Consider the following 21,620-nt stretch of genomic DNA (forward strand, 5'->3'; position numbering starts at 1 on the left):
GAGTCACGCCCCTACTGTCCACGTGTCCGACCCGCGGAGCAAGGCGTCCAGGTCGGCGGGCTGGCCGGACCGGGCGTCCTCGAGCTGGTCGTTCATCATCGCGTCGTAGGTCGGCTTCTGGATCGACCGGAACACGCCCATCGGGGTGTAGCGCAGGTCCTGGCTGGACAGCCGGGACAGCGCGAAGGCGTAGCTCGGGTCGGTGCGGTGCGCGTCGTGCACCACGATGTCGGACTCGTCGACCTGGTTGGTCTCGGCGATCCGCAGCCCGCCGAACCCGTCGGCGACGACGCACGAGGCGCCGTCCGGGCCGAAGACCAGCTTCTCGCCGTGCACCAGCGGGATGGACCACTGGGTGCCGGTCAACGGGTCCTTGAGCAGCTCGAAGGCGCCGTCGTTGAAGATGTTGCAGTTCTGGTAGATCTCCACCAGCGACGTCCCCTGGTGCTCGGCGGCCTGCCGCAGCACGTCGGTGAGCCCCTTGCGGTCGGAGTCCATCGCCCGGCCCACGAAGGTGGCGTCCGCGCCCAGGGCCAGGGACACCGGGTTGAACGGGTGGTCCAGCGACCCCATCGGGGTGCTCTTGGTGACCTTCCCGATCTCCGAGGTGGGGGAGTACTGGCCCTTGGTGAGCCCGTAGATCCGGTTGTTGAACAGCAGGATCGTCAGGTTCACGTTGCGGCGCAGGGTGTGGATCAGGTGGTTGCCGCCGATGGACAGCGCGTCGCCGTCCCCGGTGACCACCCACACAGACAGGTCCGGGCGGGAGGCGGCCAGCCCGGTCGCGATCGCCGGCGCCCGGCCGTGGATGGAGTGCATCCCGTAGGTGTTCATGTAGTACGGGAACCGCGACGAGCAGCCGATCCCGGACACGATGACCATGTCCTCGCGGGCGATGCCGAGGCTGGGCAGGAACGACTGGACGGCGTTGAGGATCACGTAGTCCCCGCAGCCGGGGCACCAGCGGACCTCCTGGTCGGTCTTGAGGTTCTTGGCCTTCAGCGCCGTCTGCTTCTCGCCGCCCAGCTCGACCGACTTCGCGACCGCGTCGGCGATCCGCTGGTCGAACGCGGGCATGCCGAGCTCGTGCACGTGCTCGTCGATGGGTGAGGTGGTCATGCGGTGGCCTCGGTTCCGGTGCTGTCGATGACGTCCTGCAGGACGGCGGCGAGCTCGGCGGCCCGGAAGGGCAGGCCGGTCACCTGGGTGTGGCTCTGCACGTCGACGAGGTACTTGGCGCGCAGCAGCAGGGACAGCTGGCCGAGGTTCATCTCGGGGCACACCACGCGGTCGTAGGACAGCAGGATGTCGCCGAGGTCGGCCGGCAGGGGGTTGAGGTGGCGCAGGTGGACCTGCGCGACGGACCGGCCCGACCGGCGGATCCGCCGGCAGGCGGCCCCGATCGGCCCGTAGGTGGAGCCCCACCCGATGACGGCGACGGTGGCGTCGCCGTCGGGGTCGTCGACCTCGGTCGGCGGCAACGACGCCGCGATCCCGTCGACCTTGGCCTGCCGGGTGCGGGTCATGAAGTCGTGGTTGGCGCCGTCGTAGCTGATGTTGCCGGTGCCGTCGGCCTTCTCCAGGCCGCCGATCCGGTGCTGCAGGCCCTTGGTGCCGGGCACCGCCCACGGCCGGGCCAGGGTCTCGGGGTCGCGCAGGTACGGCAGGAACTCCCCGTTCTCCCCGTTGGGCTCGGTCGCGAACTCCACCCGCAGGTCGGGCAGGGTGTCCGCGGCCGGCACCGACCACGGCTCGGCGCCGTTGGCCAGGTAGCCGTCGGAGAGCAGGAAGACCGGCGTCCGGTAGGTCAGCGCGATCCGCGCGGCCTCGATCGCCGCGTCGAAGCAGTCCGCCGGCGACCGCGGGGCCACCACGGGCACCGGGGCCTCGCCGTTGCGGCCGAACAGGGCCTGCAGCAGGTCCGACTGCTCGGTCTTGGTGGGCAGCCCGGTCGAGGGTCCGCCGCGCTGGACGTCCACGATGACCAGCGGCAGCTCGGTCATCACCGCCAGCCCGATGGTCTCGCCCTTGAGCGCCACACCCGGGCCCGACGTCGTCGTCACCCCGAGGGCACCGCCGAAGCTGGCCCCCAGGGCCGCGCCGATGCCGGCGATCTCGTCCTCGGCCTGGAACGTGCGGACGCCGAAGGACTTGTGCTTGCTCAGCTCGTGCAGCACGTCCGACGCCGGGGTGATCGGGTAGGCGCCGAGGAAGACCGGCAGGCCCGACCGCTGGCCGGCCGCGACCAGGCCGTAGGCCAGCGCCTGGTTGCCGGAGATGTTCCGGTAGGTTCCCGCTGCCATCGGCGCGGGCGCGATCTCGTAGGAGACCGCGAACGCCTCGGTGGTCTCGCCGTAGTTGAAGCCGGCGCGGAAGGCGGCGATGTTGGCCGCGGCGATCTCGGGCTTCTTGCGGAACTGGCGCTCCAGGAAGCGGACCGTGCCCTCGGTGGGCCGGTGGTACATCCAGGACAGCAGGCCGAGGGTGAACATGTTCTTGCTCCGCTCGGCCTCCTTCTTGCCCAGGCCGGAGCCGGCGAGCGCGTCGGTGGTCATCGAGGTCAGCGGCACGCTGACCAGCTGCCAGCCGTCCAGCGACCCGTCCTCCAGCGGGTTCTCGGCGTACCCGACCTTGGCCAGGTTGCGCGCGGTGAACTCGTCGGAGTCGGCGATCAGCAGACCGCCGCCGGGCAGGTCGGCGATGTTGGCCTTGAGCGCCGCCGGGTTCATCACGACCAACACGTCGGGGGCGTCCCCGGGGGTCATGATGTCGTGGTCGGCGAAGTGCAGCTGGAAGCTGGACACCCCCGGCAGGGTCCCCGTGGGCGCCCGGATCTCGGCGGGGAAGTTGGGCAGCGTCGACAGGTCGTTGCCGAAGGCCGCCGTCTCGCTGGTGAACCGGTTGCCGGTCAGCTGCATGCCGTCGCCGGAGTCACCGGCCAGGCGGATGACGACGCGGTCCAGCGCGACGACGCTCTTGACGAGCCCGCCCGGGGCCGACGGCGGTGCCTCGACGGCGGACGTCTCTGGGGTGCTGTGGGTCATCAGGGGTGTACCTCCACCGGCCGAGGTTACGTCCACACGACGACCGGCCGGGCGTCCAGGACCTGCACGTGGTGCACGACACAGGGTGCCCTCACCTGCGCAGGTCAGCCGAGCTGTGCGCCGAACTCCCGGAGGGTGCGGGCGGCGACCTCGCGCAGCTTCACGTTGGTGTCCTGGCTGACCCCGCGCAGCACGGCGAAGGCCTCGTCCGGCGTGACCTGGCGGACCACCGCGATGGCGCCCTTGGCCTGCTCGATCACCGCCCGCGAGGCGATGGCCTCCTCGAGCTGCGAGATCAACGTGGCCGACCGGTGCTGGCGCAGCTGACCGGCCACCAGGCCGCTGGCGATCCGGCCGATCAGGGCGGCGAGGGCCTCGTCGCCGTCGTCGAACCCGTCCCGCGAGCGGCTGTAGAGGTTCAGCGCGCCGAAGCGCGTCCCGTCGACCACCAGCGGGGAGGCCAGGAAGGCCAGGACGCCGTCCGCCTGGGCCGCCCGGGTGAAGTCCGGCCAGGCCTCCATGGCCTCGGCGACGGTGACCCGGACGCAGGTCTCGGTGCGGTAGGCCTCCAGGCAGGGCCCGTCGTCGACGTCGTACTGGTCGCGGTCCACGGCCAGCGTGCGCTCGTCGGTCCACGCCGAGGTGAACGGCGTGCCCTCCTGGACGACGGTGACGCCGGCGGAGTCGCAGTCCCCGATCGTCTCCCGGGCGGTCTGCACGACCAGCTGCAGCAGCTCGGTCACCTCCCGCCCGTGGGCGTCCGGGCCGGTGAGCGCGTCGACGACCAGGCCCACCTCCCGCGGGCGCTCGGCGGCCACGCGGGCCACCAGCGAGCGGGTGTCCAGGCCCGAGGCGCGGTTGAGCGCCGACGGGTCCCGGTGGGCGTGGCCGTGGTCGCGGACGAGGCTCTGCTCACCGGTGTCGGTGTCGGTGCTCATGACCGGATGGTTGCTCACGCATGGCCCACCCAAACCTCCGAGGCCCCCCGGGTCCGGGGAACGGCCTCCCGCCCGGCCGCGTTGAGCGGGCGTGCACCGCTGGGACAACGGCCTCCGGACGGCCCTGCTGCTGGGCCTGATGGCCGGGGTGATCCTGGCCGCCGGCGCGGCCGTGGGCGGGCGCGGCGGCCTGGTCGTGGCCCTGGTGGTCGCGGTGGGGATCAACGGCTACGCCTACCTCAACAGCGACCGGCTGGCGCTGCGGTCCATGCGCGCCTTCCCGGTCACCGAGACGCAGGCGCCGCAGATGTACGCGATCGTGCGGGAGCTGGCCACCGGGGCGCGCCAGCCGATGCCCCGGCTCTACGTGAGCCCGACCAACCAGCCCAACGCCTTCGCCACCGGGCGCAACCCCCGCAACGCCGCGGTCTGCTGCACCCAGGGGATCCTCGAGCTGCTGGACCGCCGCGAGCTGCGCGGGGTCCTCGCCCACGAGCTGTCCCACGTCCACAACCGCGACATCCTGATCAGCTCGGTCGCCGGTGCGATGGCCACCGCGGTGACCTTCCTGGGCCAGATGGCGATGTTCTCCTCGGTGCTCGGCGGCCGCTCCGACGAGCGCGGCGGCGGCAACGCGGTCGGCAGCCTGCTGCTGGTCCTGCTCGGGCCGCTGGCCGCCGGTCTGGTGCAGATGGCGGTCAGCCGCAGCCGGGAGTACCAGGCCGACGCCTCGGGGGCGCAGCTGTCGGGCGACCCGCTGGCGCTGGCCTCGGCGCTGCGCAAGCTGGAGCAGGGCGTGACCGCCCGTCCGCTGCCGCAGGAGCGGAAGCTGGTCAGCCAGAGCCACCTGATGATCGCCAACCCCTTCCGCGGGGCCGGGATGGCGTCGCTGTTCCGCACCCACCCGCCGATGGACCAGCGGATCGCCCGCCTGGAGCAGATGGCCCGCGAGCGCGGCTGAGGGAGGGGCGTCCGGGCCCCTCCCTCACCGGTCAGCGGTAGTTGTCGAACTGCAGGGCGATCTCGAAGTCCTTGCCCTTGAGCAGCTGCTGGACCGCCTGCAGGTCGTCGCGCTTCTTGCCGCTGACCCGGAGCTGGTCGCCCTGGATCTGGGCCTGGACGCCCTTGGGACCCTCGTCGCGGATGGCCTTGGCGATCTGCTTGGCCTTGTCCGAGGCGATGCCCTGCTGGATGGTCGCCGAGATCTTGTAGGTCTTGCCCGACGCCTGGGGCTCGCCGGCGTCCAGGGCCTTCATCGAGATGCCGCGCTTGACGAGCTTCTCCCGGAAGACCTCCAGGGCGGCGGCGACCCGCTCCTCGGTGTCGGCGGTCAGGGTCACCCCCTCCTCGCCGGCCCAGGCGATGGCCGCGTTGGTGCCCCGGAAGTCGAACCGCTGGGACAGCTCCTTCCCGGCCTGGTTCAGGGCGTTGTCGACCTCCTGGCGGTCGACCTTGCTCACGACGTCGAAGGACGCATCTGCCATGTCGGTGTCTCCTCCTGTGCGGCCGGGCCACCCGGTGGGGCGGCCGAACCGGTCTTGTACGCTCGTCGAGCACCACAGCACACGGCGGGTTGCCCGAGTGGCCAATGGGAACGGACTGTAAATCCGTCGGCTTAGCCTACGAAGGTTCGAATCCTTCACCCGCCACGCCTGGTGCGACGGCCCCCGACCCACCCGGTCGGGGGCCGTCGTCGTGCGGTGGGTGCTCAGGCGGTGGGGGCCTGCGCGCTGGCCACCGCGGTGCGCTCCAGCGGCCGCCCGCCCAGGAACAGCCACCCGAACGCGATGGGCACCGAGCGGGTGCAGGTGACCGTGGCCTCGAGGCCGTCGACCGCGACCGACCACGAGTCCAGCCGGCTGCCGCCGTCGGCGAGCTGGTCGGCGACCGCGACCTCGGCCGAGGCCTGGTCCAGCGGCAGGTACCCGTCCACGCCCTGCGCGTAGGCCGCCGCCGCCGCGGTCTGGTTGGCCGCGGCGAGCGCGGCGCCGTCGCAGACCGACTGCACGCGCTGCTGCTCGAGGAAGGCGTCGGAGGCCGCGATCGCCCCGAAGGCCATCAACGCGGCCACCAGCCAGCAGACCAGCACGAAGGGCAGGCTGGAGCCCTGCTCCGACCCCGCCGTCCTGCTGCCCATCCGGCGCACTCTAGGGCCGTAGGCGCAGGTCGGGGCCCGACCACCCCCGACCTGGGGACGGCGGCCGTCGGCCCGGTCCCGGGCGGTGCGGGGTGGCGCGGGGGCCGCGCTCGGTTGCGGAGGGTGACGGCGCGTGGGGTGCCGCCGGGAACCGCGACGAGCGGCCGGTGCCGCGCGTGTCGCGGACGATGCCGTTCCGTCCCGATGGCCTCATCCGGTGCAGGTTGCCCCGCACCGGGGGCCCCACCGGTCGGATGACACCCATCAGGTGACACGAAGTGCTCGAAGGTCACCGTAGAGTGACGACGCTGCAGACCGTCACCCGGTCGTGATGTCAAGCACTTGCTCGAACGGGTGACGGATCGCAGTCTTCCCACAGCGGTCCGTGCCGACCTTGCTCTGCCCCCGCGTGGGCGGCTGCCGCATCCCGAGCAGTCCTGCCATGCCTGAGGAGGCGTCATGTCCAGCACCATCGCCATGTCCACCACCACCACCAGCACCCGCGGCGCCCGCTGGGGCCGCGGCGCTCGGTGGGGCCGCGGCGCTCGCTGGGGCCGCTGACCCGCAGGTCCCGAGCGGGCGGGGACGGCGCGCACCCCGCGGGGCGCGCGCGTCCCCTGCCCCGGGCGGGTGAGACGGCACAGGAGGAATCGTCACTCACTGTTAGCCTCGGCGCGTCTGCCGATAGACAGGACGTGACGTTGGCCGAGCTCCCGGACGCGCGCACCCCGAGGGTGCCGCTCTTCCGGCGACCGTGGGCCCCGGCGGTCCTGGCGACTGCCGTCGCCGTCGCCGTGGGGGTGCCCACCTTCGCGGGCTCGGCCACCCGGCCGGATGTCGTCCTGGTCGTCCTGCTCGCCCTGGCGTTCGTGGTGACCACGTTGAGCACCATGGACGTCGAGTTCCGCCGGCAGACCTATGTCTTCAGCCCGGTCGAGTTCCCGTTGGTGATCGGCCTGGTCGAGGTGGGTGGGCTGTGGACGGCCGTGGCGCGGGTCCTCGCGCTCGCGATCGTCATCCTGCGCCAGCCCTACGCCCGGCCCAAGTCGGCCTTCAATCTCGCCCTCGCCCTCGTCGAGGTGGCGGTGGCCTCGGCCGTCGTCCAGTTCCTGTCCCTGACGTCGGTGGCCGACCCGGTCACGTGGGCGGTCCTGGTCCTCGCCGTCGTGGCCGTCGGCGTCGTCGACGTGCTCATGGTCGGCGCCGCGATCGCCCTCGTGGAGGGGCGGCCCCCGAACAGCTTCTGGCTCGGTGCCCTGGCGCCGAGCCTGGTGGTCGGACCGCTCTGCGTGGCCATCGCGGTCGTGGCGCTGCTGGTCACCGACGAGCACCCGTCGGCCTGGTTCCTGCTGGGCCCGGTGCTCGCCGGTGTGCTGCTGGTCTTCCGGCAGTCCGCGACCGCCGTCCGCGAGCGCCGGAGCGTCCAGTCCGTCCACGACTTCGCCCGGCGGGTGGAGGCGGTCGCTCCCGACGAGGGCGGGACGCGCGAGCTGGTCCGGGCCGTGCGGGAGCTGCTGAACGCCGACCGCGTCGCGCTGTGGTTGCCCCCGTACCTGGACGAGGGACCGCGCCTGGTCGTGGACCGCGCGGGGGACGAGGGGGACTGGTACGCCGGGCCGAGCGACCCCGACGACCTCGTCCGCCGACTGGCGGTCGACCAGGACAACGGTGGCCCCGTCCTGCTGCGTGCGGCCAAGGCGAACGCCGAGGAGCGCGAGGCCCTGCAACGCCGCGCGGCCCAGGAGGTCCTCGGCGCACCGATCGTCACCGCGGCCGGGGAGTACGGCTACCTCGAGGTGTGCGACCGGCAGAGCGACGTCGTGTCCTTCGAGTCCGGCGACCGCGCCGCACTGGACTCGATGCTCACCCACGTCAACGCCGCCATCCGCCAGCAGCAGCTGCTGACCCGGATCCGCTACGACGCCGACCACGACGGGCTCACCGGGCTGCCCAACCGCCATCGCCTGGCCACCGAGATCGAGACCCTGCTCGGGTCCGGCGACGCCGAGCAGCGCGCCGGGCTGGTGTTCGCCTCCCTGGACAACTACTCCGAGGTCACCGACACGCTCGGGCACGCGGCCAGCGACGAGCTGCTGCTGGTCACCGCCGGGCTGCTGCGCGAGCACGCGCCGCCGGCGGCGCTGGTCGCCCGCATGGAGGGGGGCCAGTTCGCCGTCCTGCTGCCCGGGCTCAGCCTGCCGGCCACCGAGCGGGCCGCCCGCCGGCTGCGCGACGCGGCCGCGACCCGCGCCCGGGTGGCCGGGCTGGACCTGGACGTGCTGCTGACCTTCGGCGTCGCCGCGGCCCCGGTGCACGGCGTCGACCCGGGCACCCTCATGCAGCGCGCGGACGTCGCCCTGCTGGCCGGGCACAGCTCGGGTGGGGTGGCCAGCTACCACCCGGTGCTGGACCAGCAGAGCCTGCGCCGGTTGCAGCTGGGCACGGAGCTCGAGTCGGCGATGGCCGAGAAGCAGATCACCGTGGTCTTCCAGCCCATCGTGGACACCCGGACCTCCGACATCGTCTCGGTCGAGACCCTCGTCCGCTGGGCCCACCCCCGCTACGGCAACGTCCCGCCCGACGACTTCATCGGCCTGGCCGAGCAGATCGGCCGGATCGGGGCCGTCACCGACTACGTGCTGGACCTGGCGCTCGAGCGCTGCCGCAAGTGGCTGGACCAGGACATCGCGCTCTCGGTCGCGGTGAACCTGTCGGCCCGCTGCCTGGCCGAGCCCGACCTGGTGGACCGCGTGCGGGGCGCGCTGCGGCACCACGGCGTGCCGGGGTCGCTGCTGACCCTGGAGCTGACCGAGGGGATCGTCGTCGACGACTCGGTCCGCAACTCCACCGTGCTGGCAGACCTGCACTCGCTGGGTCTGCGGCTGTCGATGGACGACTTCGGCACCGGCTACTCCTCGCTGTCGCAGCTGCGCCAGCTGCCGATCGACGAGCTCAAGATCGACAAGTCCTTCGTGCTGGGCATGTCCACCAGTCAGAGCGAGTCGTTCATCGCCCGCTCGATCGTCGAGCTGGCCCACAACCTCGGGCTGCGCGTGGTCGCCGAGGGCGTCGAGGACGAGGTCACCCGCGACCTGCTGGCCGAGATGGGCTGCGACAAGCTGCAGGGATTCCTGGTCAGCCGCCCGTTGCCCGACGACCGGCTGGAGAACTGGCTGCTGGCCCGGACCGGCGTCCGGTCGGCGACACCCGGTGCCCCGCACCGCCGGTTGTTCGTCCGCTCGTGAGGGTTTGCTAGAGTTCCACGGCACGCTCCGCGAGGGTCCGAGAGGGCCCTGGGGGAGCAGGCAGGCCCCTTTAGCTCAGTCGGCAGAGCGTCTCCATGGTAAGGAGAAGGTCTACGGTTCGATTCCGTAAAGGGGCTCCGATCAGCCCGGGTCGGTCCACCGACCGGCCCGAACGATCGCGGCGGCGTAGCTCAGCCTGGTAGAGCAAACGGCTCATAATCGTTGTGTCACCGGTTCAAGTCCGGTCGCCGCTACCCATGACGGACCCCGTACCCGGGGTCCGTCGGCGTGTGGGGACCCCCGCACGCCACCTGACCAGAACAAGGCGAGGAAACGCTCATGGCAGCCACCGATGTCCGTCCGAAGATCACCCTGGCTTGCCAGGAGTGCAAGAACCGCAACTACATCACCCGCAAGAACCGGCGCAACGACCCCGACCGGCTCGAGCTGAAGAAGTACTGCCCCACGGACAAGAAGCACACGGTCCACCGCGAGACCCGCTGACCGCAGGTCGTACGGATCGTCGAGAGGGCGGGGAGCATGGCGCTGGACGCAGGACTGGTCGGGCGCAGCTACCCGCCCTCTGCCGTGTACGAGGTCGGTCGCGAGAAGATCGCCGAGTTCGCCACCGCTCTCGGTGACCCCGACCCGGTCTACCGCGACCCGGTCGCCGCGCGCGCGGCCGGGCACCCCGACGTGATCGCCCCGCCGACGTTCGCCATCGTGCTGAGCCTCGGCGCCGGGGAGGTCGTCCTGGACGACCCCGACGTCTCGATCGACTACAGCCGCGTCGTCCACGGCGAGCAGAAGTTCGTCCACCACCGCCCGATCCGGGCCGGTGACCGGCTGGTCGCCACCGCCTCGATCGAGGCGGTCCGCACCGTGGCCAGCAACGACATGCTCACCACCCGCGTCGACCTGGCCACCGAGGACGGCGAGCCCGTCTGCCGCACCAGCGCGATGCTCGTCGCCCGGGGCGGTGCCTGATGGCCGCCGTGGTGCGCCTGGCCGACGTCGAGGTCGGCACCGAGCTGCCCGTGCAGTCCTCGACCGTGACCCGGGCGGACCTGGTCCGCTACGCCGGCGCGTCGGGGGACTTCAACGTCATCCACTGGAACGAGCGGGTGGCCACCGAGGTCGGCCTGCCCGGCGTCATCGCCCACGGCATGCTCACCGCCGGCCTCGCGGCCCGGGCCGTCACCGCCTGGGCCGGTGACCCCGGTGCGCTGGTCGAGTACTCGGTGCGGTTCAGCCGCCCCGTCGTGGTGCCCGACGACGCCCTCGGTGCCGAGGTCGTGGTCGCCGGGCGCGTCGCCGCGCTGCTGGACGACGACCGGGTACGCGTCGACCTCACCGTCACCAGCGGCGGCGAGAAGGTCCTGAGCCTCGCGCGGGCCGTCGTCCAGCTCTGAGGGCCCCCTCGGTGGGCGAGGGGGCCCTGCGGGTCAGCCGGCGCTGCCCAGCAGCCGCTGCATGCGGCTGATCCCCTCGACCAGGTCGTCGTCGCCCAACGCGTAGGACAGCCGCAGGTAGCCGGGGGTGCCGAAGGCCTCCCCGGGGACGACGGCGACCTCGGCCTCCTCCAGGATGACCTCGGCCAGCTCGACGCTGCTGGTCGGCGTCCGGCCGGCGATCTCCCGGCCGAGCAGCGCCTTCACCGACGGGTACACGTAGAACGCGCCCTGCGGCTCGGGGCAGGCGATGCCCGGGATCTCCCGCAGCATCGAGACGATGGTCTGCCGGCGGCGGTCGAAGGCCGCCCGCATGGTGTCCACCGCGGCGAGGTCGCCGGTGAGCGCGGCGATGGCCGCGGCCTGCGACACGTTGGCCACGTTCGAGGTGGCGTGGGACTGCAGGTTCGTCGCGGCCTTGACCACGTCGGAGGGCCCGAGGATCCAGCCCACCCGCCAGCCGGTCATCGCGTAGGTCTTGGCCACCCCGTTGACGATCACGCAGCGCGACTGCAGCTCCGGCACCACCGCCGGCATCGAGGGCGCGGTCACCCCGCCGTAGGTCAGGTGCTCGTAGATCTCGTCGGTCAGCACCCACAGGCCGGCCTCCAGGGCCCACCGGCCGATCTCCTCGACCTGCTCGGGCGGGTACACCGCACCCGTCGGGTTGGACGGCGAGCAGAACAGCAGGACCTTGGTGCGCGGGGTGCGCGCGGCCTCGAGCTGCCGCACCGACACCAGGTAGCCGGACTGCTCGTCGGCGACCACCGGCACCGGCACGCCGCCGGCGAGGCGGATGGCCTCGGGGTAGGTGGTCCAGTAGGGCGCGGGCAGCAGCACCTCGTCGCCCGGGTCGAGCATCGTGGCCAGCGCCTCGTAGACGGCCTGCTTGCCGCCGTTGGTGACCAGCACGTCGGCCGGGGTGGCCTGCACGCCGGAGTCGCGCAGCGTCTTGGCGACGATGGCCTCCTTGAGCGCGGGCAGCCCGCCGGCCGGGGTGTAGCGGTGGTAGGTGGGGTTGCGGGCCGCCTGGACGGCCGCCTCGACGATGTAGTCCGGGGTCGGGAAGTCCGGCTCGCCGGCGCCGAACCCGATGACCGGCTTGCCGGCCGCCTTGAGCGCCTTGGCCTTGGCGTCGACGGCCAGGGTGGCGGATTCCGCGATCGAGGCGATCCGCCGGGAGACCCGGCGGTCGGCGGGGGAGACGGGCGGCTGCTGGGGCCCCGGCGTGCCGGGCCCCGGGGCGGTCGGGGCGGTCATGGGCACATCGTGTCAGCCCGACCCTCCCCGTGGCCCCCGCAGGCCCCCCGCCGACCACGGTCGGACCGGGCCGTGGCCGCCCCCGCACCGGGTCACGTACACTTCTCGCCTGGGGTTCGTGCACCCTGCCACCGGCGTGCCCCGGTACCACCTGCGCAACGGGTGGTCCGTCTGCGCCACCGGCGGGGGACGACCCCCGGCGCCCGCTCCGCGCGGGTGCCTAGGGGTGTAGCTCAATTGGCAGAGCAGCGGTCTCCAAAACCGCAGGCTGCAGGTTCAAGTCCTGTCACCCCTGCCCGTCCGCCGGTCCGCCGGCGTGCAGGTCAGCGGCCCTCCCGGGCCGGCCGACCGGATCACCCACCAGACGAACACCGACGACGAGGCGAGGCGCAGTGAGCGACGAGCAGCCGGGCACCGAGGACGGGCGCACGCCCCGTCGTCCCCGCTCCGAGCCCGCCGACGGTGTCGCCGAGCCCGCCGACGGCGAGCTCACCGACGAGCAGATCGACGCCGAGACCCCCGGGGTCGACGACGCCGCCGAGCTCGAGGCCGCCGAGGACGAGGTCGCCGAGGAGGCGGTCGAGGACGAGGACAAGGTCGTCGCCACCCCCACCCGTCGCCGGCGCGGTGCCATCACCGCCGGGGACGACGAGGACGACGACGAGGCCGAGGCCCCCCGGGTCCGCCGGCGCGACCGTCCCGGCGGCCGACCCGCCAGCGAGGCACGGACCACCCGCCCCGCCCGCGGTGACACCGCAGGCAAGAGCGCCGTGGGCAAGAAGGACGAGACCCGCACCCGGGCCGACGCCGAGCGGGCTCGCGCCGCGGAGCTGCGCGAGAAGCGCAGCATCGGCCGGTTCCTGCGCGAGGTCGTCGCCGAGCTCCGCAAGGTCATCTGGCCCGGGCGGCGCGAGCTGATCACCTACACCACGGTGGTCATCGTCTTCGTCGCCGTGATGGTGGCGCTGGTGGCCGGGCTGGACATCCTCTTCGCCCAGGGCGTCATCGCCGTCTTCGGCTGACGCCGGGCCGGCCGCACCGGCACACCGACCAGAGCACGCACCACCGACGCACAGAAGAGAGACCCACCCCGTGACCGACCCCCGCGAGACCGACGAGGCCGTCGACGCCGCCACCGAGGAGCCGACGGCCGACGCCGACACGGACGCCACGACCGGTGCCGTCGACGCCGAGACCGGCGTGCGCGAGACCGGGGCGGCCGAGGGCTCGGTCGACACCGCCGACCTGACCGCCGACAACCCGATGGCCGACGCCGTCGCGGGCGGCAGCGGCAACGCCCGGGGTGCGGTGGACGACGCCCTGGTGGGCGACACCACCCTGGAGCCGGCGCCCGACCACGACCCCCTCACCGAGGAGGTCCTCGCGACCGCCGAGGAGGAGGACGAGGACCCGGCCGAGGCCATGCGCAAGGCGCTGGCGACGGCGTTCGGCGACTGGTACGTCATCCATTCCTACGCCGGCTACGAGAACAAGGTGAAGACCAACCTCGAGTCGCGGATCACCAGCCTCGACATGGAGGACTACATCTTCCAGATCGAGGTCCCGACCGAAGAGGTCACCGAGATCAAGAACGGCAAGCGGGTGCAGGTCAACCGCAAGGTGCTGCCCGGCTACCTGCTGGTCCGGATGGACCTCACCGACGACTCGTGGGGCGCGGTCCGCAACACCCCCGGCGTCACCGGGTTCGTCGGCGCCACCTCGCGTCCCTCCCCGCTGAGCCTGGACGAGGTCGTGAAGCTGCTGGTCCCGGCGAACACGGCGAAGGCTGCGACCCCCGACGCCCCGTCGGCCACGCCCGGCAGCCCGAGCACGCCGCTGGTCGACTTCGAGGTCGGCGAGTCGGTCACGGTCATGGACGGGCCGTTCGCGACCCTCCCGGCCACCATCAACGAGATCAACGCCGAGCAGCAGAAGCTGCAGGTGCTGGTCTCCATCTTCGGCCGCGAGACCCCGGTCGAGCTCTCCTTCAGCCAGGTCCAGAAGCTGTAGGACCTCGGTGCCCCCCAGTCCACGCTCCGCGCGGAATGGGACCCTGCACCGAGGCCTTGCAACCAAGGCCATGCAGTCACGTCACCCCAGATAGAAGGAAGTCATGCCCCCCAGGAAGCGGTTGACCGCGGTCATCAAGCTCCAGATCAAGGCCGGCGCGGCCACCCCTGCGCCGCCCGTCGGTCCGGCGCTCGGCCAGCACGGCGTCAACATCATGGAGTTCTGCAAGGCGTACAACGCCGAGACCGAGTCCCAGCGCGGCGACGTCGTCCCCGTCGAGATCTCCGTCTTCGAGGACCGCTCGTTCACCTTTATCACCAAGACCCCGCCGGCCGCGCGCATGCTGCTCAAGGCCGCCGGTGTCGAGAAGGGCTCGGGCGAGCCGCACAAGACCAAGGTCGCCTCGGTCACCCGTGACCAGGTCCGCGAGATCGCCCAGGTCAAGATGGCCGACCTGAACGCCAACGACATCGACCAGGCCGAGAAGATCATCGCCGGCACCGCCCGGTCGATGGGCATCACCGTCAACTAGCAGCACCCGTGGGAGGGCCGGCCAGGCCCGTTCACCACGCGATCGCCCGGACGAACCGGGCGGATGAGGAGTTCCCCATGGCCAAGCACGGAAAGGGCTACCGCAAGGCAGCCGAGCTCGTCGACGCCAACCAGCTGTACAGCCCGCTGCAGGCAGCCGGGCTGGCGAAGCAGACGTCGCCGACCAAGTACGACGCCACCGTCGAGGTCGCGATCCGCCTCGGGGTGGACCCGCGCAAGGCCGACCAGATGGTCCGCGGCACGGTCAACCTGCCCCACGGCACCGGCAAGACCGCCCGCGTCATCGTGTTCGCCACCGGTGACAAGGCCGCCGAGGCCGAGGCCGCCGGCGCCGACGTCGTCGGTTCCGAGGACCTGATCGAGCGCATCCAGGGCGGCTTCCTGGACTTCGACGCCGCGATCGCCACCCCGGACCAGATGGCCAAGGTCGGCCGGATCGCCCGCATCCTCGGCCCCCGTGGCCTGATGCCGAACCCGAAGACCGGCACCGTGACCCCCGACGTCACCAAGGCCGTCAACGACATCAAGGGCGGCAAGATCAACTTCCGGGTGGACAAGCAGTCCAACCTGCACCTGGTGATCGGCAAGGTCTCCTTCGACGAGGCCAAGCTGGTCGAGAACTACGCCGCCGCCCTCGACGAGGTGCTGCGCGCCAAGCCCTCGGCCGCCAAGGGCCGGTACGTCCGCAAGGTCACCGTCTCCACGACGATGGGCCCGGGCATCCAGGTCGACCCGAACCGCACCCGCAACCTGCTGGTCGACGAGGCCTCCCAGGTCTGAGCACAGCCGCACGCCAGGACGCCCCCCGCAGCCCAGCTGCGGGGGGCGTCCTGCGTTCCCGACCCGGGTCGGGGCAGTCGGGCATCCCGTCTGCAGCAGCCTGGGTCCACCCACCGCAGCGCCCCTTCCCCGCGGCCACGACCTGGCCGAAGGGGCGCCGGCGAGGGTTGACCCAGCCTGCAGCAGTCGAGTCCGGTGACGTCCGCCGGTAGGTGCCCCCAGGCGACGTTCCGCGGGACGGGGGTCGGAGACCTCCTCCCGCGGAACGCGCAGCGGCTCAGCCCGACCGGGGTGCGTCCCGTGGCCGCGGTGCGATCCGGAGGATCGCGATCAACTCAGCCCTTGGGGAACCACGGCACGAAGCCGCTGGTGCGCTCCACGTACTCGGCGAAGCCCTTGCGGGAGCTCTTCATCCGCTTGTCGGTCATGGCCGCGCCGGAGCCCTTGACCAGGTTGGCGGTCATGAGCACCGGGCAGATGACGAAGACCAGGCCCGACCAGTGGCCGGCGGTGAGCAGCCAGAGCCCCCACATGACGCAGGCGTCGCCGAAGTAGTTGGGGTGCCGGGTGTACCGCCACAGCCCGCGGTCGTTGACCACGCCCTTGTTGGCGGGGTCGGCCTTGAACCGCTCGAGCTGCCAGTCGCCGACGGTCTCGAAGGTGAACCCGACCGACCAGACGACGACGCCCAGCAGCGCGAGCACCAGCGGCCACCCGGACGTCGCCGGGCCCTCCTGGTAGGCGGCCACCTGCAGCGGCAGGGACACCACGAACAGCACCGCGACCTGGCTGAGGTAGACCCGCCGGTAGATGTGCGCCGCCGGTGAGCCCTTCGCGCGGGCGAGGATGTCCTCGTAGCGCGGGTCCTCCTTGGTGCCGTTGCGCCGGCCGATGTGCACGGCGAGCCGCACGCCCCACGCGGTCGTCAGCGCCAGCGCGAGCAGCTGGCGACCCAGGTCCCCGTGGTCACCGGCCTGCGCGACCAGGAGACCGACCAGGGACACCACGACGAAGCCCATGCCCCAGACCACGTCGATCACCGAGTGCCGGCCCAGCCGCAGCGCCAGCAGCCAGGTGCCGGTGAAGACCACCAGCAGCACGGCCAGCGTGATCAGCGCGTTGACGCCCAGCGCGCCCCAGTCGACCCCGACGTCCATCACGAGCTCCTCGTCCCGGGCCGGTTGCTCGACCCTGCCGCCCGGCGAGGTGCCCGCCGGGGTCTGAGCTTATGGAACGGCCTGACCGCAGGGGCCCGCGGCGTGCGGAGCGCGCCGTGGGGGGCGGTCAGGTCCTTCTACCAGCGGCGGCGGGTCGCCGGCATGTCGCTGCGGCCGTCCGGCCGCGGCTTGACGAACAGCAGCTGGTCCACGCCCATCCGGTTCTCGGCGAAGGTCAGGCCGCCCCCGGCCAGGTAGAGCCGCCAGATCCGGGCGCCGGCCTCGCCGATGATGGCCGTGACGTCGTCCCACCGGTCCTCCAGGCGCTGGGCCCAGGCCCGGACCGTCCAGTCGTAGTGCTCGCGGATGCTCTCCACGTCGCGCAGCTCCAGGCCCGGGCGGGCCAGCATCTCCGCGGTCTGCCAGGTCGGGCGCATGTGCATGTCGGGGGCGACGTAGCGCTCGATGAAGGCACCGCCGCCGGGGGCGCTGGGGTGGCTCATGGCCTGCACCAGCACCCGGCCGCCGGGGCGGACCAGGCGGTGCAGGGTGTCGGCGTAGACCGGGTACTGCTCCTGGCCGACGTGCTCGCTCATCTCGATCGAGCTGATCGCGTCGTAGGGGCCCTCGGCCGGCAGCGGGACGTCGCGGTAGTCCTGCAGCCGCACGGTCACGCGGTCGGCCAGGCCGCGCTCGGCGACGACCTTCTCGATGTGGTCGCGCTGCTGGGCGGAGATGGTCACCCCGGTGGCGTGCACGCCGTGGTGCTGGGCGGCGTACAGGATCATCGAGCCCCAGCCGCAGCCGACGTCCAGCAGTCGCATGCCGGGCTCCAGGCCCAGCTTCCGGCAGACCAGCTCGAGCTTGTCCCGCTGCGCGTCGGTGACGGTGTAGCTGCCGTCGGCGGCGCCCGGGTCGGTCGCCGGGTCCTCGCGGAAGTAGGCGCAGGAGTAGGCCATGTGCTCGTCGAGCAGCGCCTGGTAGACGTCGTTGCTCTGGTCGTAGTGGTAGCTGATCGCGTCGCTGTCCCGGTCGGTGGAGTGCTTCTCGCCCGAGAGCACGGCCTCCTCCGGCGGCGCCGCCGGCCGGCGCCCGACGATGCCCAGGCGGACCGCCGTCCGGGCCCAGCGGACCTGGTCGCGGACGGTGGGCAGGGCTGGCGGGCGCTCGCGGACCAGCGACCAGACCCGGGACAGGCCCTCGGCCAGGTCGCCCTCGACGTCGATCTCCCCGGCCACGTAGGCCCGGGCCAGGCCGAGCTCGTTCGGGTCCCACAGCAGTCGGCGCAGGGCGGTGCGGCTGCGCAGCACGACGACGGGGGCGTCGACCGGGCCGGCCTCGCTGCCGTCCCAGGCGCGGATGCGGACCGGCAGGCGGCCGCCGAAGACCTCGCCGACCAGGCCGGCCAACCGGCCGGCGACCGAGCGGTCGGTGCTGGGCCGGTTCTGGGGGGTGCTGCTCATGCGGGGTGTGCTCCTGTCGTGCGGCGGGGCGTCCGGGTAGATCCTCCGGTGTTCGGACGACGGGGGTGCGCCGGATGCCGGTACCGGGTGGTCGTGTCGATGGCGTACTCTTGCGCGAGTTCCCCCCAGACCGCTGGTCGTCGCACGTCCGCGTGCGATCGAAGGTCCCGGATCCGTCCGGGCGACCCGCGCAGGTGAACGGATCGTCTGCCGGTGCCCTGCACCGGCACACGCCCCGTGCGCCTCGCGCCGGGGCGTCCGTCGTCTCCGGCCCTCTCGATCGTGTGCGCGCCGTGCCTCCTCCGGTGGTCGCCCCGACTGAGAGAGGAGGCCCATGCCCACGCAGGCCAAGGATGCGGCGATCGCGGAGATCACCAGCCGGTTCCAGGACTCGAGTGCGGCGGTGCTCACCGAGTACCGCGGGCTGACCGTGGCGCAGCTGAGCCAGCTGCGTCGTTCCCTCGGTGCGGGCAGCAGCTACGCCGTCGTCAAGAACACCTTGACGAAGCGGGCCGCGGACTCGGTCGGCCACGCCGACCTGGCACCGCTGCTCACCGGCCCCACCGCCATCGCGTTCATCGCCGGTGACCCGGTAGAGGCCGCCAAGGCGATCCGTGACTTCGCGAAGGCCAACCCGGCCCTCGTCGTCAAGGGCGGGGTCGTCGAGGGCCGCACGGTCGATGCCGCCGAGGTCACCCGCCTCGCCGACGTCGAGTCCCGTGAGGTCCTGCTGGCCAAGCTGGCCGGCGCGATGAAGGGCAACCTCACCAAGGCTGCCGGGCTGTTCCAGGCCCCGCTGTCGCAGGTCGCCCGTCTCGCCGCCGCCCTGCAGGAGAAGAAGGAGGCGGCCGGGGAGACCCTGCCCGCCGCCGACGCTCCGGCCGAGGACGCCGCTGCTGCACCCACCACCCCCGACACCGACGCTGACGCCGCGCCCGCGGCCAGCGACGACTGACCAGTAGGAGAAGACATGGCCAAGCTGTCCACCGACGAGCTGCTCGACGCCTTCAAGGAGATGACGCTCCTGGAGCTGTCGGACTTCGTCAAGGAGTTCGAGACCACCTTCGACGTCACCGCTGCCGCCCCCGTGGCCGTGGCTGCCGCCGGCCCGGCCGGCGGCGGCGCCGCCCCCGAGGCCGCTGCCGAGCAGGATGAGTTCGACGTCATCCTCGAGGCCGCCGGCGACAAGAAGATCCAGGTCATCAAGGAGGTGCGCGGTCTCACCTCCCTGGGCCTCAAGGAGGCCAAGGACCTGGTCGACGGCGCGCCCAAGCCCGTCTTGGAGAAGGTCGCCAAGGACGCCGCGGAGAAGGCCAAGGCTGCCCTCGAGGGCGCCGGCGCCACCGTCACCGTCAAGTGACACCCCGCCCGGCGCTCGCCGGGCCGGTCGCCCGCGGGTGACCACCAGCACCACCGCACACCAGCAGGGGCCGTCCTCCACCTCGGGGGGGCGGCCCCTGCTGCGTGCCCTGGTAACGATCGGGGTGAGACGGGGGCCACCCGATTGCCGTGACGCGCGTAACCACTAACCTCGTCCTTCGTTACTCCCCGGTAGACATGCGCCGCCGTCCCGGTGGCCGCATGATGCCGGGGCCCGTGCAGCTGTGCGGGTGGCGAGGATCCGGCACCGGAGCCGGTGGAGGAGGTCGACCGTGGGTGTCGCCGTGCACGTCGAGGGTCTGACCAAGTCCTTCGGCAGCCAGAACATCTGGAGCGACGTCACCCTCACGCTCCCGCCGGGCGAGATCTCGGTGATGCTCGGCCCGTCGGGCACCGGAAAGTCGGTGTTCCTGAAGTCCCTCGTCGGCCTGCTCAAGCCCGAGCGCGGCTCGATCGTCATGAGCGACACCGACATCGTCAGCTGCTCCGAGCGCGACCTGTACGACGTCCGGCGGCTGTTCGGCGTCCTGTTCCAGGACGGCGCCCTCTTCGGCTCGATGAACCTGTACGACAACATCGCCTTCCCGCTGCGCGAGCACACCAAGAAGAGCGAGTCCGAGGTCCGCTCCATCGTGATGGAGAAGATGGACATGGTCGGGCTGGCCGGCACGGAGGGGAAGCTCCCCGGCGAGATCTCCGGCGGGATGCGCAAGCGCGCCGGCATCGCCCGCGCCCTGGTGCTGGACCCCGAGGTCATCCTCTTCGACGAGCCGGACTCCGGCCTGGACCCGGTCCGGGTGGCCTACCTCAACCAGCTGATCGTCGACCTCAACGCCCAGATCGACGCCACCTTCCTGATCGTCACCCACGACATCGGCACCGCCCGCACGGTGCCGGACAACCTGGGTCTGCTCTTCCGCCGGCACCTGGCGATGTTCGGCCCGCGCGAGCAGCTGCTCACCAGCCAGGAGCCCGTCGTCCGCCAGTTCCTCAACGGCCGCCGCGAGGGGCCGATCGGGATGAGCGAGGAGAAGGACGTCGCCCAGGTCGAGGCCGAGATGGCCGCCCTGGAGGCGCGTGGCGGGGACCAGCACAACGGCGTGGGCCCCAAGGGCGCCTCCGGCGGCGAGGCCGTGCCGCCGCAGCTGGAGCCCTCCCCGGGCCTGCCCGAGCGCAAGGCCGTGCGCCGCCGCCAGGAGCGGGTGGCCCGGATGCTGCACACCTACGACCCGGCCACCGCCGACGCCATCCGCGCCAGCCTGCCCGCGGACCTGCTCGCCCTCGCCGACTCCGGCAGCTACGCCCCGACCGCGGCCGGCGGTCGCGAGTGGCGCACCGAGGACGGCGCCGAGCTCGTCGTCCCCGACCCGCGGGGCCGTCCGTGACGGCAACCCCGGGCGAGAAGCCCAAGGCACCGGGGCTGCTGGACGGCAAGCTGTCGCCGTTGCGCCCGCTGCGGGCCAGCGGCAACCTGTTCGCCTTCGCCCTGGACGTCATCCGGGCGGTGTTCCGCCGCCCGTTCCAGCTGCGCGAGTTCATCCAGCAGACCTGGTTCGTCGCCTCGGTGACGATCCTGCCCACCGCGCTGGTCGCCATCCCCTTCGGCGCGGTCATCGCCCTGCAGCTGGGCTCGCTGACCCGCCAGCTCGGGGCCCAGTCGTTCACCGGGTCGGCGTCGGTGCTGGCCGTGCTGCGCGAGGCGAGCCCGATCGTCACCGCGCTGCTGATCGCCGGCGCCGGTGGGTCGGCCATCTGCGCCGACCTCGGCGCCCGCAAGATCCGCGACGAGATCGACGCGATGGAGGTGCTGGGCATCTCGCCGATCCAGCGCCTGGTGGTGCCCCGCGTGCTGGCCTCGATGCTGGTCGCGGTGCTGCTCAACGGGCTGGTCTCGGTGGTCGGCGTGACCGGCGGCTACTTCTTCAACGTCATCCTGCAGGGCGGGACGCCGGGGGCCTACCTGGCCTCGTTCAGCGCGCTGGCCCAGGTGCAGGACTTCTGGTCGGGGGAGATCAAGGCCCTGATCTTCGGGTTGATCGCCGGCATCGTCGCCTCCTACAAGGGCCTGCGGGCCGGTGGCGGACCCAAGGGGGTCGGCGACGCGGTCAACCAGTCCGTCGTCATCACCTTCCTGCTGCTGTTCGCGGTGAACTTCGTCATCACCGCGATCTACTTCCAGCTCGTGCCGCCGAAGGGGCAGTGA

21 protein-coding genes and 4 tRNA genes are annotated in these 21,620 nt (G+C 72.3%); 17 read left to right on the forward strand and 8 right to left on the reverse strand.

Features of this window, described 5'->3' with window-relative positions; genetic code table 11:
• Positions 1–3 precede the first annotated feature (3 nt).
• The 3 genes from UXQ13_RS12890 to UXQ13_RS12900 form a co-directional block, all read right to left on the reverse strand.
• The gene (locus UXQ13_RS12890) at positions 4–1,119 is read right to left on the reverse strand and encodes a 2-oxoacid:ferredoxin oxidoreductase subunit beta (RefSeq protein ID WP_225232956.1); all 1,116 of its coding nucleotides are present in this window, start codon (positions 1,117–1,119) and stop codon (positions 4–6) included.
• A complete protein-coding gene (locus UXQ13_RS12895; protein WP_225232955.1) occupies positions 1,116–3,044 on the reverse strand; it encodes a 2-oxoacid:acceptor oxidoreductase subunit alpha in 1,929 nt (642 codons plus the stop codon). Before UXQ13_RS12895 ends, UXQ13_RS12890 begins: the two co-directional genes overlap by 4 nt.
• A gap of 104 nt (positions 3,045–3,148) precedes the next feature.
• Positions 3,149–3,982: a GAF and ANTAR domain-containing protein gene (locus UXQ13_RS12900; protein ID WP_225232954.1), complete on the reverse strand. Its 834-nt coding sequence runs from the start codon at positions 3,980–3,982 to the stop codon at positions 3,149–3,151.
• A 91-nt stretch (positions 3,983–4,073) separates the two neighbouring features.
• On the opposite strand from UXQ13_RS12900, the gene htpX reads away from it, so the two are divergent.
• On the forward strand, positions 4,074–4,943 hold the full coding sequence (gene htpX, locus UXQ13_RS12905) for a zinc metalloprotease HtpX (protein ID WP_225232953.1): 870 nt from the start codon (positions 4,074–4,076) through the stop codon (positions 4,941–4,943).
• Between the two features lie 31 nt (positions 4,944–4,974).
• Here the strand turns inward: htpX and UXQ13_RS12910 are convergent, their stop codons facing one another.
• Positions 4,975–5,466 carry a YajQ family cyclic di-GMP-binding protein gene (locus tag UXQ13_RS12910; RefSeq protein WP_091238902.1) on the reverse strand — a complete coding sequence of 164 codons (492 nt, stop codon included), beginning with the start codon at positions 5,464–5,466 and terminating at the stop codon, positions 4,975–4,977.
• Positions 5,467–5,549: 83 nt separating this feature from the next.
• Between UXQ13_RS12910 and UXQ13_RS12915 the strand changes: the two genes are divergently transcribed.
• A tRNA-Tyr gene (locus tag UXQ13_RS12915) sits at positions 5,550–5,631 on the forward strand.
• Positions 5,632–5,690: 59 nt separating this feature from the next.
• Here UXQ13_RS12915 and UXQ13_RS12920 read toward each other — a convergent pair.
• Entirely contained in the window at positions 5,691–6,119 is a 429-nt protein-coding gene (locus tag UXQ13_RS12920; RefSeq protein ID WP_225232952.1) for a pilus assembly protein TadG-related protein, read from the reverse strand.
• 695 nt (positions 6,120–6,814) lie between these two features.
• Here UXQ13_RS12920 and UXQ13_RS12925 point away from each other — a divergent pair.
• From UXQ13_RS12925 to UXQ13_RS12950, 6 genes are all read left to right on the forward strand, one after another.
• Positions 6,815–9,364, forward strand: coding sequence for a putative bifunctional diguanylate cyclase/phosphodiesterase (locus tag UXQ13_RS12925; protein ID WP_336392425.1), 2,550 nt, complete (start codon positions 6,815–6,817; stop codon positions 9,362–9,364).
• Positions 9,365–9,428: 64 nt separating this feature from the next.
• Positions 9,429–9,501 (forward strand) — tRNA-Thr (locus UXQ13_RS12930).
• A gap of 43 nt (positions 9,502–9,544) precedes the next feature.
• Positions 9,545–9,618, forward strand: a tRNA-Met gene (locus UXQ13_RS12935).
• Between the two features lie 85 nt (positions 9,619–9,703).
• Positions 9,704–9,868, forward strand: a complete 165-nt coding sequence (gene rpmG / locus UXQ13_RS12940; protein ID WP_055764573.1) for a 50S ribosomal protein L33 — start codon at positions 9,704–9,706, stop codon at positions 9,866–9,868.
• A 36-nt stretch (positions 9,869–9,904) separates the two neighbouring features.
• Positions 9,905–10,351: a MaoC family dehydratase N-terminal domain-containing protein gene (locus UXQ13_RS12945; RefSeq protein ID WP_225232950.1), complete on the forward strand. Its 447-nt coding sequence runs from the start codon at positions 9,905–9,907 to the stop codon at positions 10,349–10,351.
• Positions 10,351–10,776, forward strand: a complete 426-nt coding sequence (locus UXQ13_RS12950; protein WP_225232949.1) for a MaoC/PaaZ C-terminal domain-containing protein — start codon at positions 10,351–10,353, stop codon at positions 10,774–10,776. The genes UXQ13_RS12945 and UXQ13_RS12950 overlap by 1 nt, the downstream gene beginning before the upstream one ends.
• Before the next feature lie 33 nt (positions 10,777–10,809).
• Here the strand turns inward: UXQ13_RS12950 and UXQ13_RS12955 are convergent, their stop codons facing one another.
• On the reverse strand, positions 10,810–12,075 hold the full coding sequence (locus UXQ13_RS12955) for a pyridoxal phosphate-dependent aminotransferase (RefSeq protein ID WP_225232948.1): 1,266 nt from the start codon (positions 12,073–12,075) through the stop codon (positions 10,810–10,812).
• Positions 12,076–12,297: 222 nt separating this feature from the next.
• On the opposite strand from UXQ13_RS12955, the gene UXQ13_RS12960 reads away from it, so the two are divergent.
• From UXQ13_RS12960 to rplA, 5 genes are all read left to right on the forward strand, one after another.
• Positions 12,298–12,370: transfer RNA gene (locus UXQ13_RS12960), tRNA-Trp, on the forward strand.
• A gap of 97 nt (positions 12,371–12,467) precedes the next feature.
• The gene (secE, locus tag UXQ13_RS12965) at positions 12,468–13,097 is read left to right on the forward strand and encodes a preprotein translocase subunit SecE (RefSeq protein WP_225232947.1); all 630 of its coding nucleotides are present in this window, start codon (positions 12,468–12,470) and stop codon (positions 13,095–13,097) included.
• Positions 13,098–13,167: 70 nt separating this feature from the next.
• A complete protein-coding gene (nusG, locus tag UXQ13_RS23680; RefSeq protein WP_225232946.1) occupies positions 13,168–14,085 on the forward strand; it encodes a transcription termination/antitermination protein NusG in 918 nt (305 codons plus the stop codon).
• 103 nt (positions 14,086–14,188) lie between these two features.
• On the forward strand, positions 14,189–14,617 hold the full coding sequence (gene rplK / locus UXQ13_RS12975; RefSeq protein WP_225232945.1) for a 50S ribosomal protein L11: 429 nt from the start codon (positions 14,189–14,191) through the stop codon (positions 14,615–14,617).
• Positions 14,618–14,694: 77 nt separating this feature from the next.
• Positions 14,695–15,417, forward strand: coding sequence for a 50S ribosomal protein L1 (gene rplA / locus UXQ13_RS12980; RefSeq protein WP_225232944.1), 723 nt, complete (start codon positions 14,695–14,697; stop codon positions 15,415–15,417).
• Positions 15,418–15,752: 335 nt separating this feature from the next.
• Here rplA and UXQ13_RS12985 read toward each other — a convergent pair whose 3' ends face one another.
• Complete coding sequence (locus UXQ13_RS12985) at positions 15,753–16,574, reverse strand: DUF1295 domain-containing protein (RefSeq protein WP_225232943.1); 822 nt, start codon at positions 16,572–16,574, stop codon at positions 15,753–15,755.
• A gap of 137 nt (positions 16,575–16,711) precedes the next feature.
• Positions 16,712–18,037, reverse strand: a complete 1,326-nt coding sequence (locus tag UXQ13_RS12990; RefSeq protein ID WP_225232942.1) for an SAM-dependent methyltransferase — start codon at positions 18,035–18,037, stop codon at positions 16,712–16,714.
• A gap of 334 nt (positions 18,038–18,371) precedes the next feature.
• Between UXQ13_RS12990 and rplJ the strand changes: the two genes are divergently transcribed.
• The 4 genes from rplJ (at position 18,372) to UXQ13_RS13010 (ending at position 21,620) form a co-directional block, all read left to right on the forward strand.
• Positions 18,372–18,992: a 50S ribosomal protein L10 gene (rplJ, locus tag UXQ13_RS12995; RefSeq protein WP_263639360.1), complete on the forward strand. Its 621-nt coding sequence runs from the start codon at positions 18,372–18,374 to the stop codon at positions 18,990–18,992.
• Between the two features lie 15 nt (positions 18,993–19,007).
• Positions 19,008–19,397 carry a 50S ribosomal protein L7/L12 gene (gene rplL / locus UXQ13_RS13000; RefSeq protein WP_225232941.1) on the forward strand — a complete coding sequence of 130 codons (390 nt, stop codon included), beginning with the start codon at positions 19,008–19,010 and terminating at the stop codon, positions 19,395–19,397.
• Between the two features lie 292 nt (positions 19,398–19,689).
• Positions 19,690–20,802 carry an ABC transporter ATP-binding protein gene (locus tag UXQ13_RS13005; RefSeq protein ID WP_225232940.1) on the forward strand — a complete coding sequence of 371 codons (1,113 nt, stop codon included), beginning with the start codon at positions 19,690–19,692 and terminating at the stop codon, positions 20,800–20,802.
• On the forward strand, positions 20,799–21,620 hold the full coding sequence (locus UXQ13_RS13010; protein WP_225232939.1) for an MlaE family ABC transporter permease: 822 nt from the start codon (positions 20,799–20,801) through the stop codon (positions 21,618–21,620). The genes UXQ13_RS13005 and UXQ13_RS13010 overlap by 4 nt, the downstream gene beginning before the upstream one ends.

Source organism: Klenkia terrae (genome assembly GCF_037083865.1).
GTDB lineage: Bacteria > Actinomycetota > Actinomycetes > Mycobacteriales > Geodermatophilaceae > Klenkia > Klenkia terrae.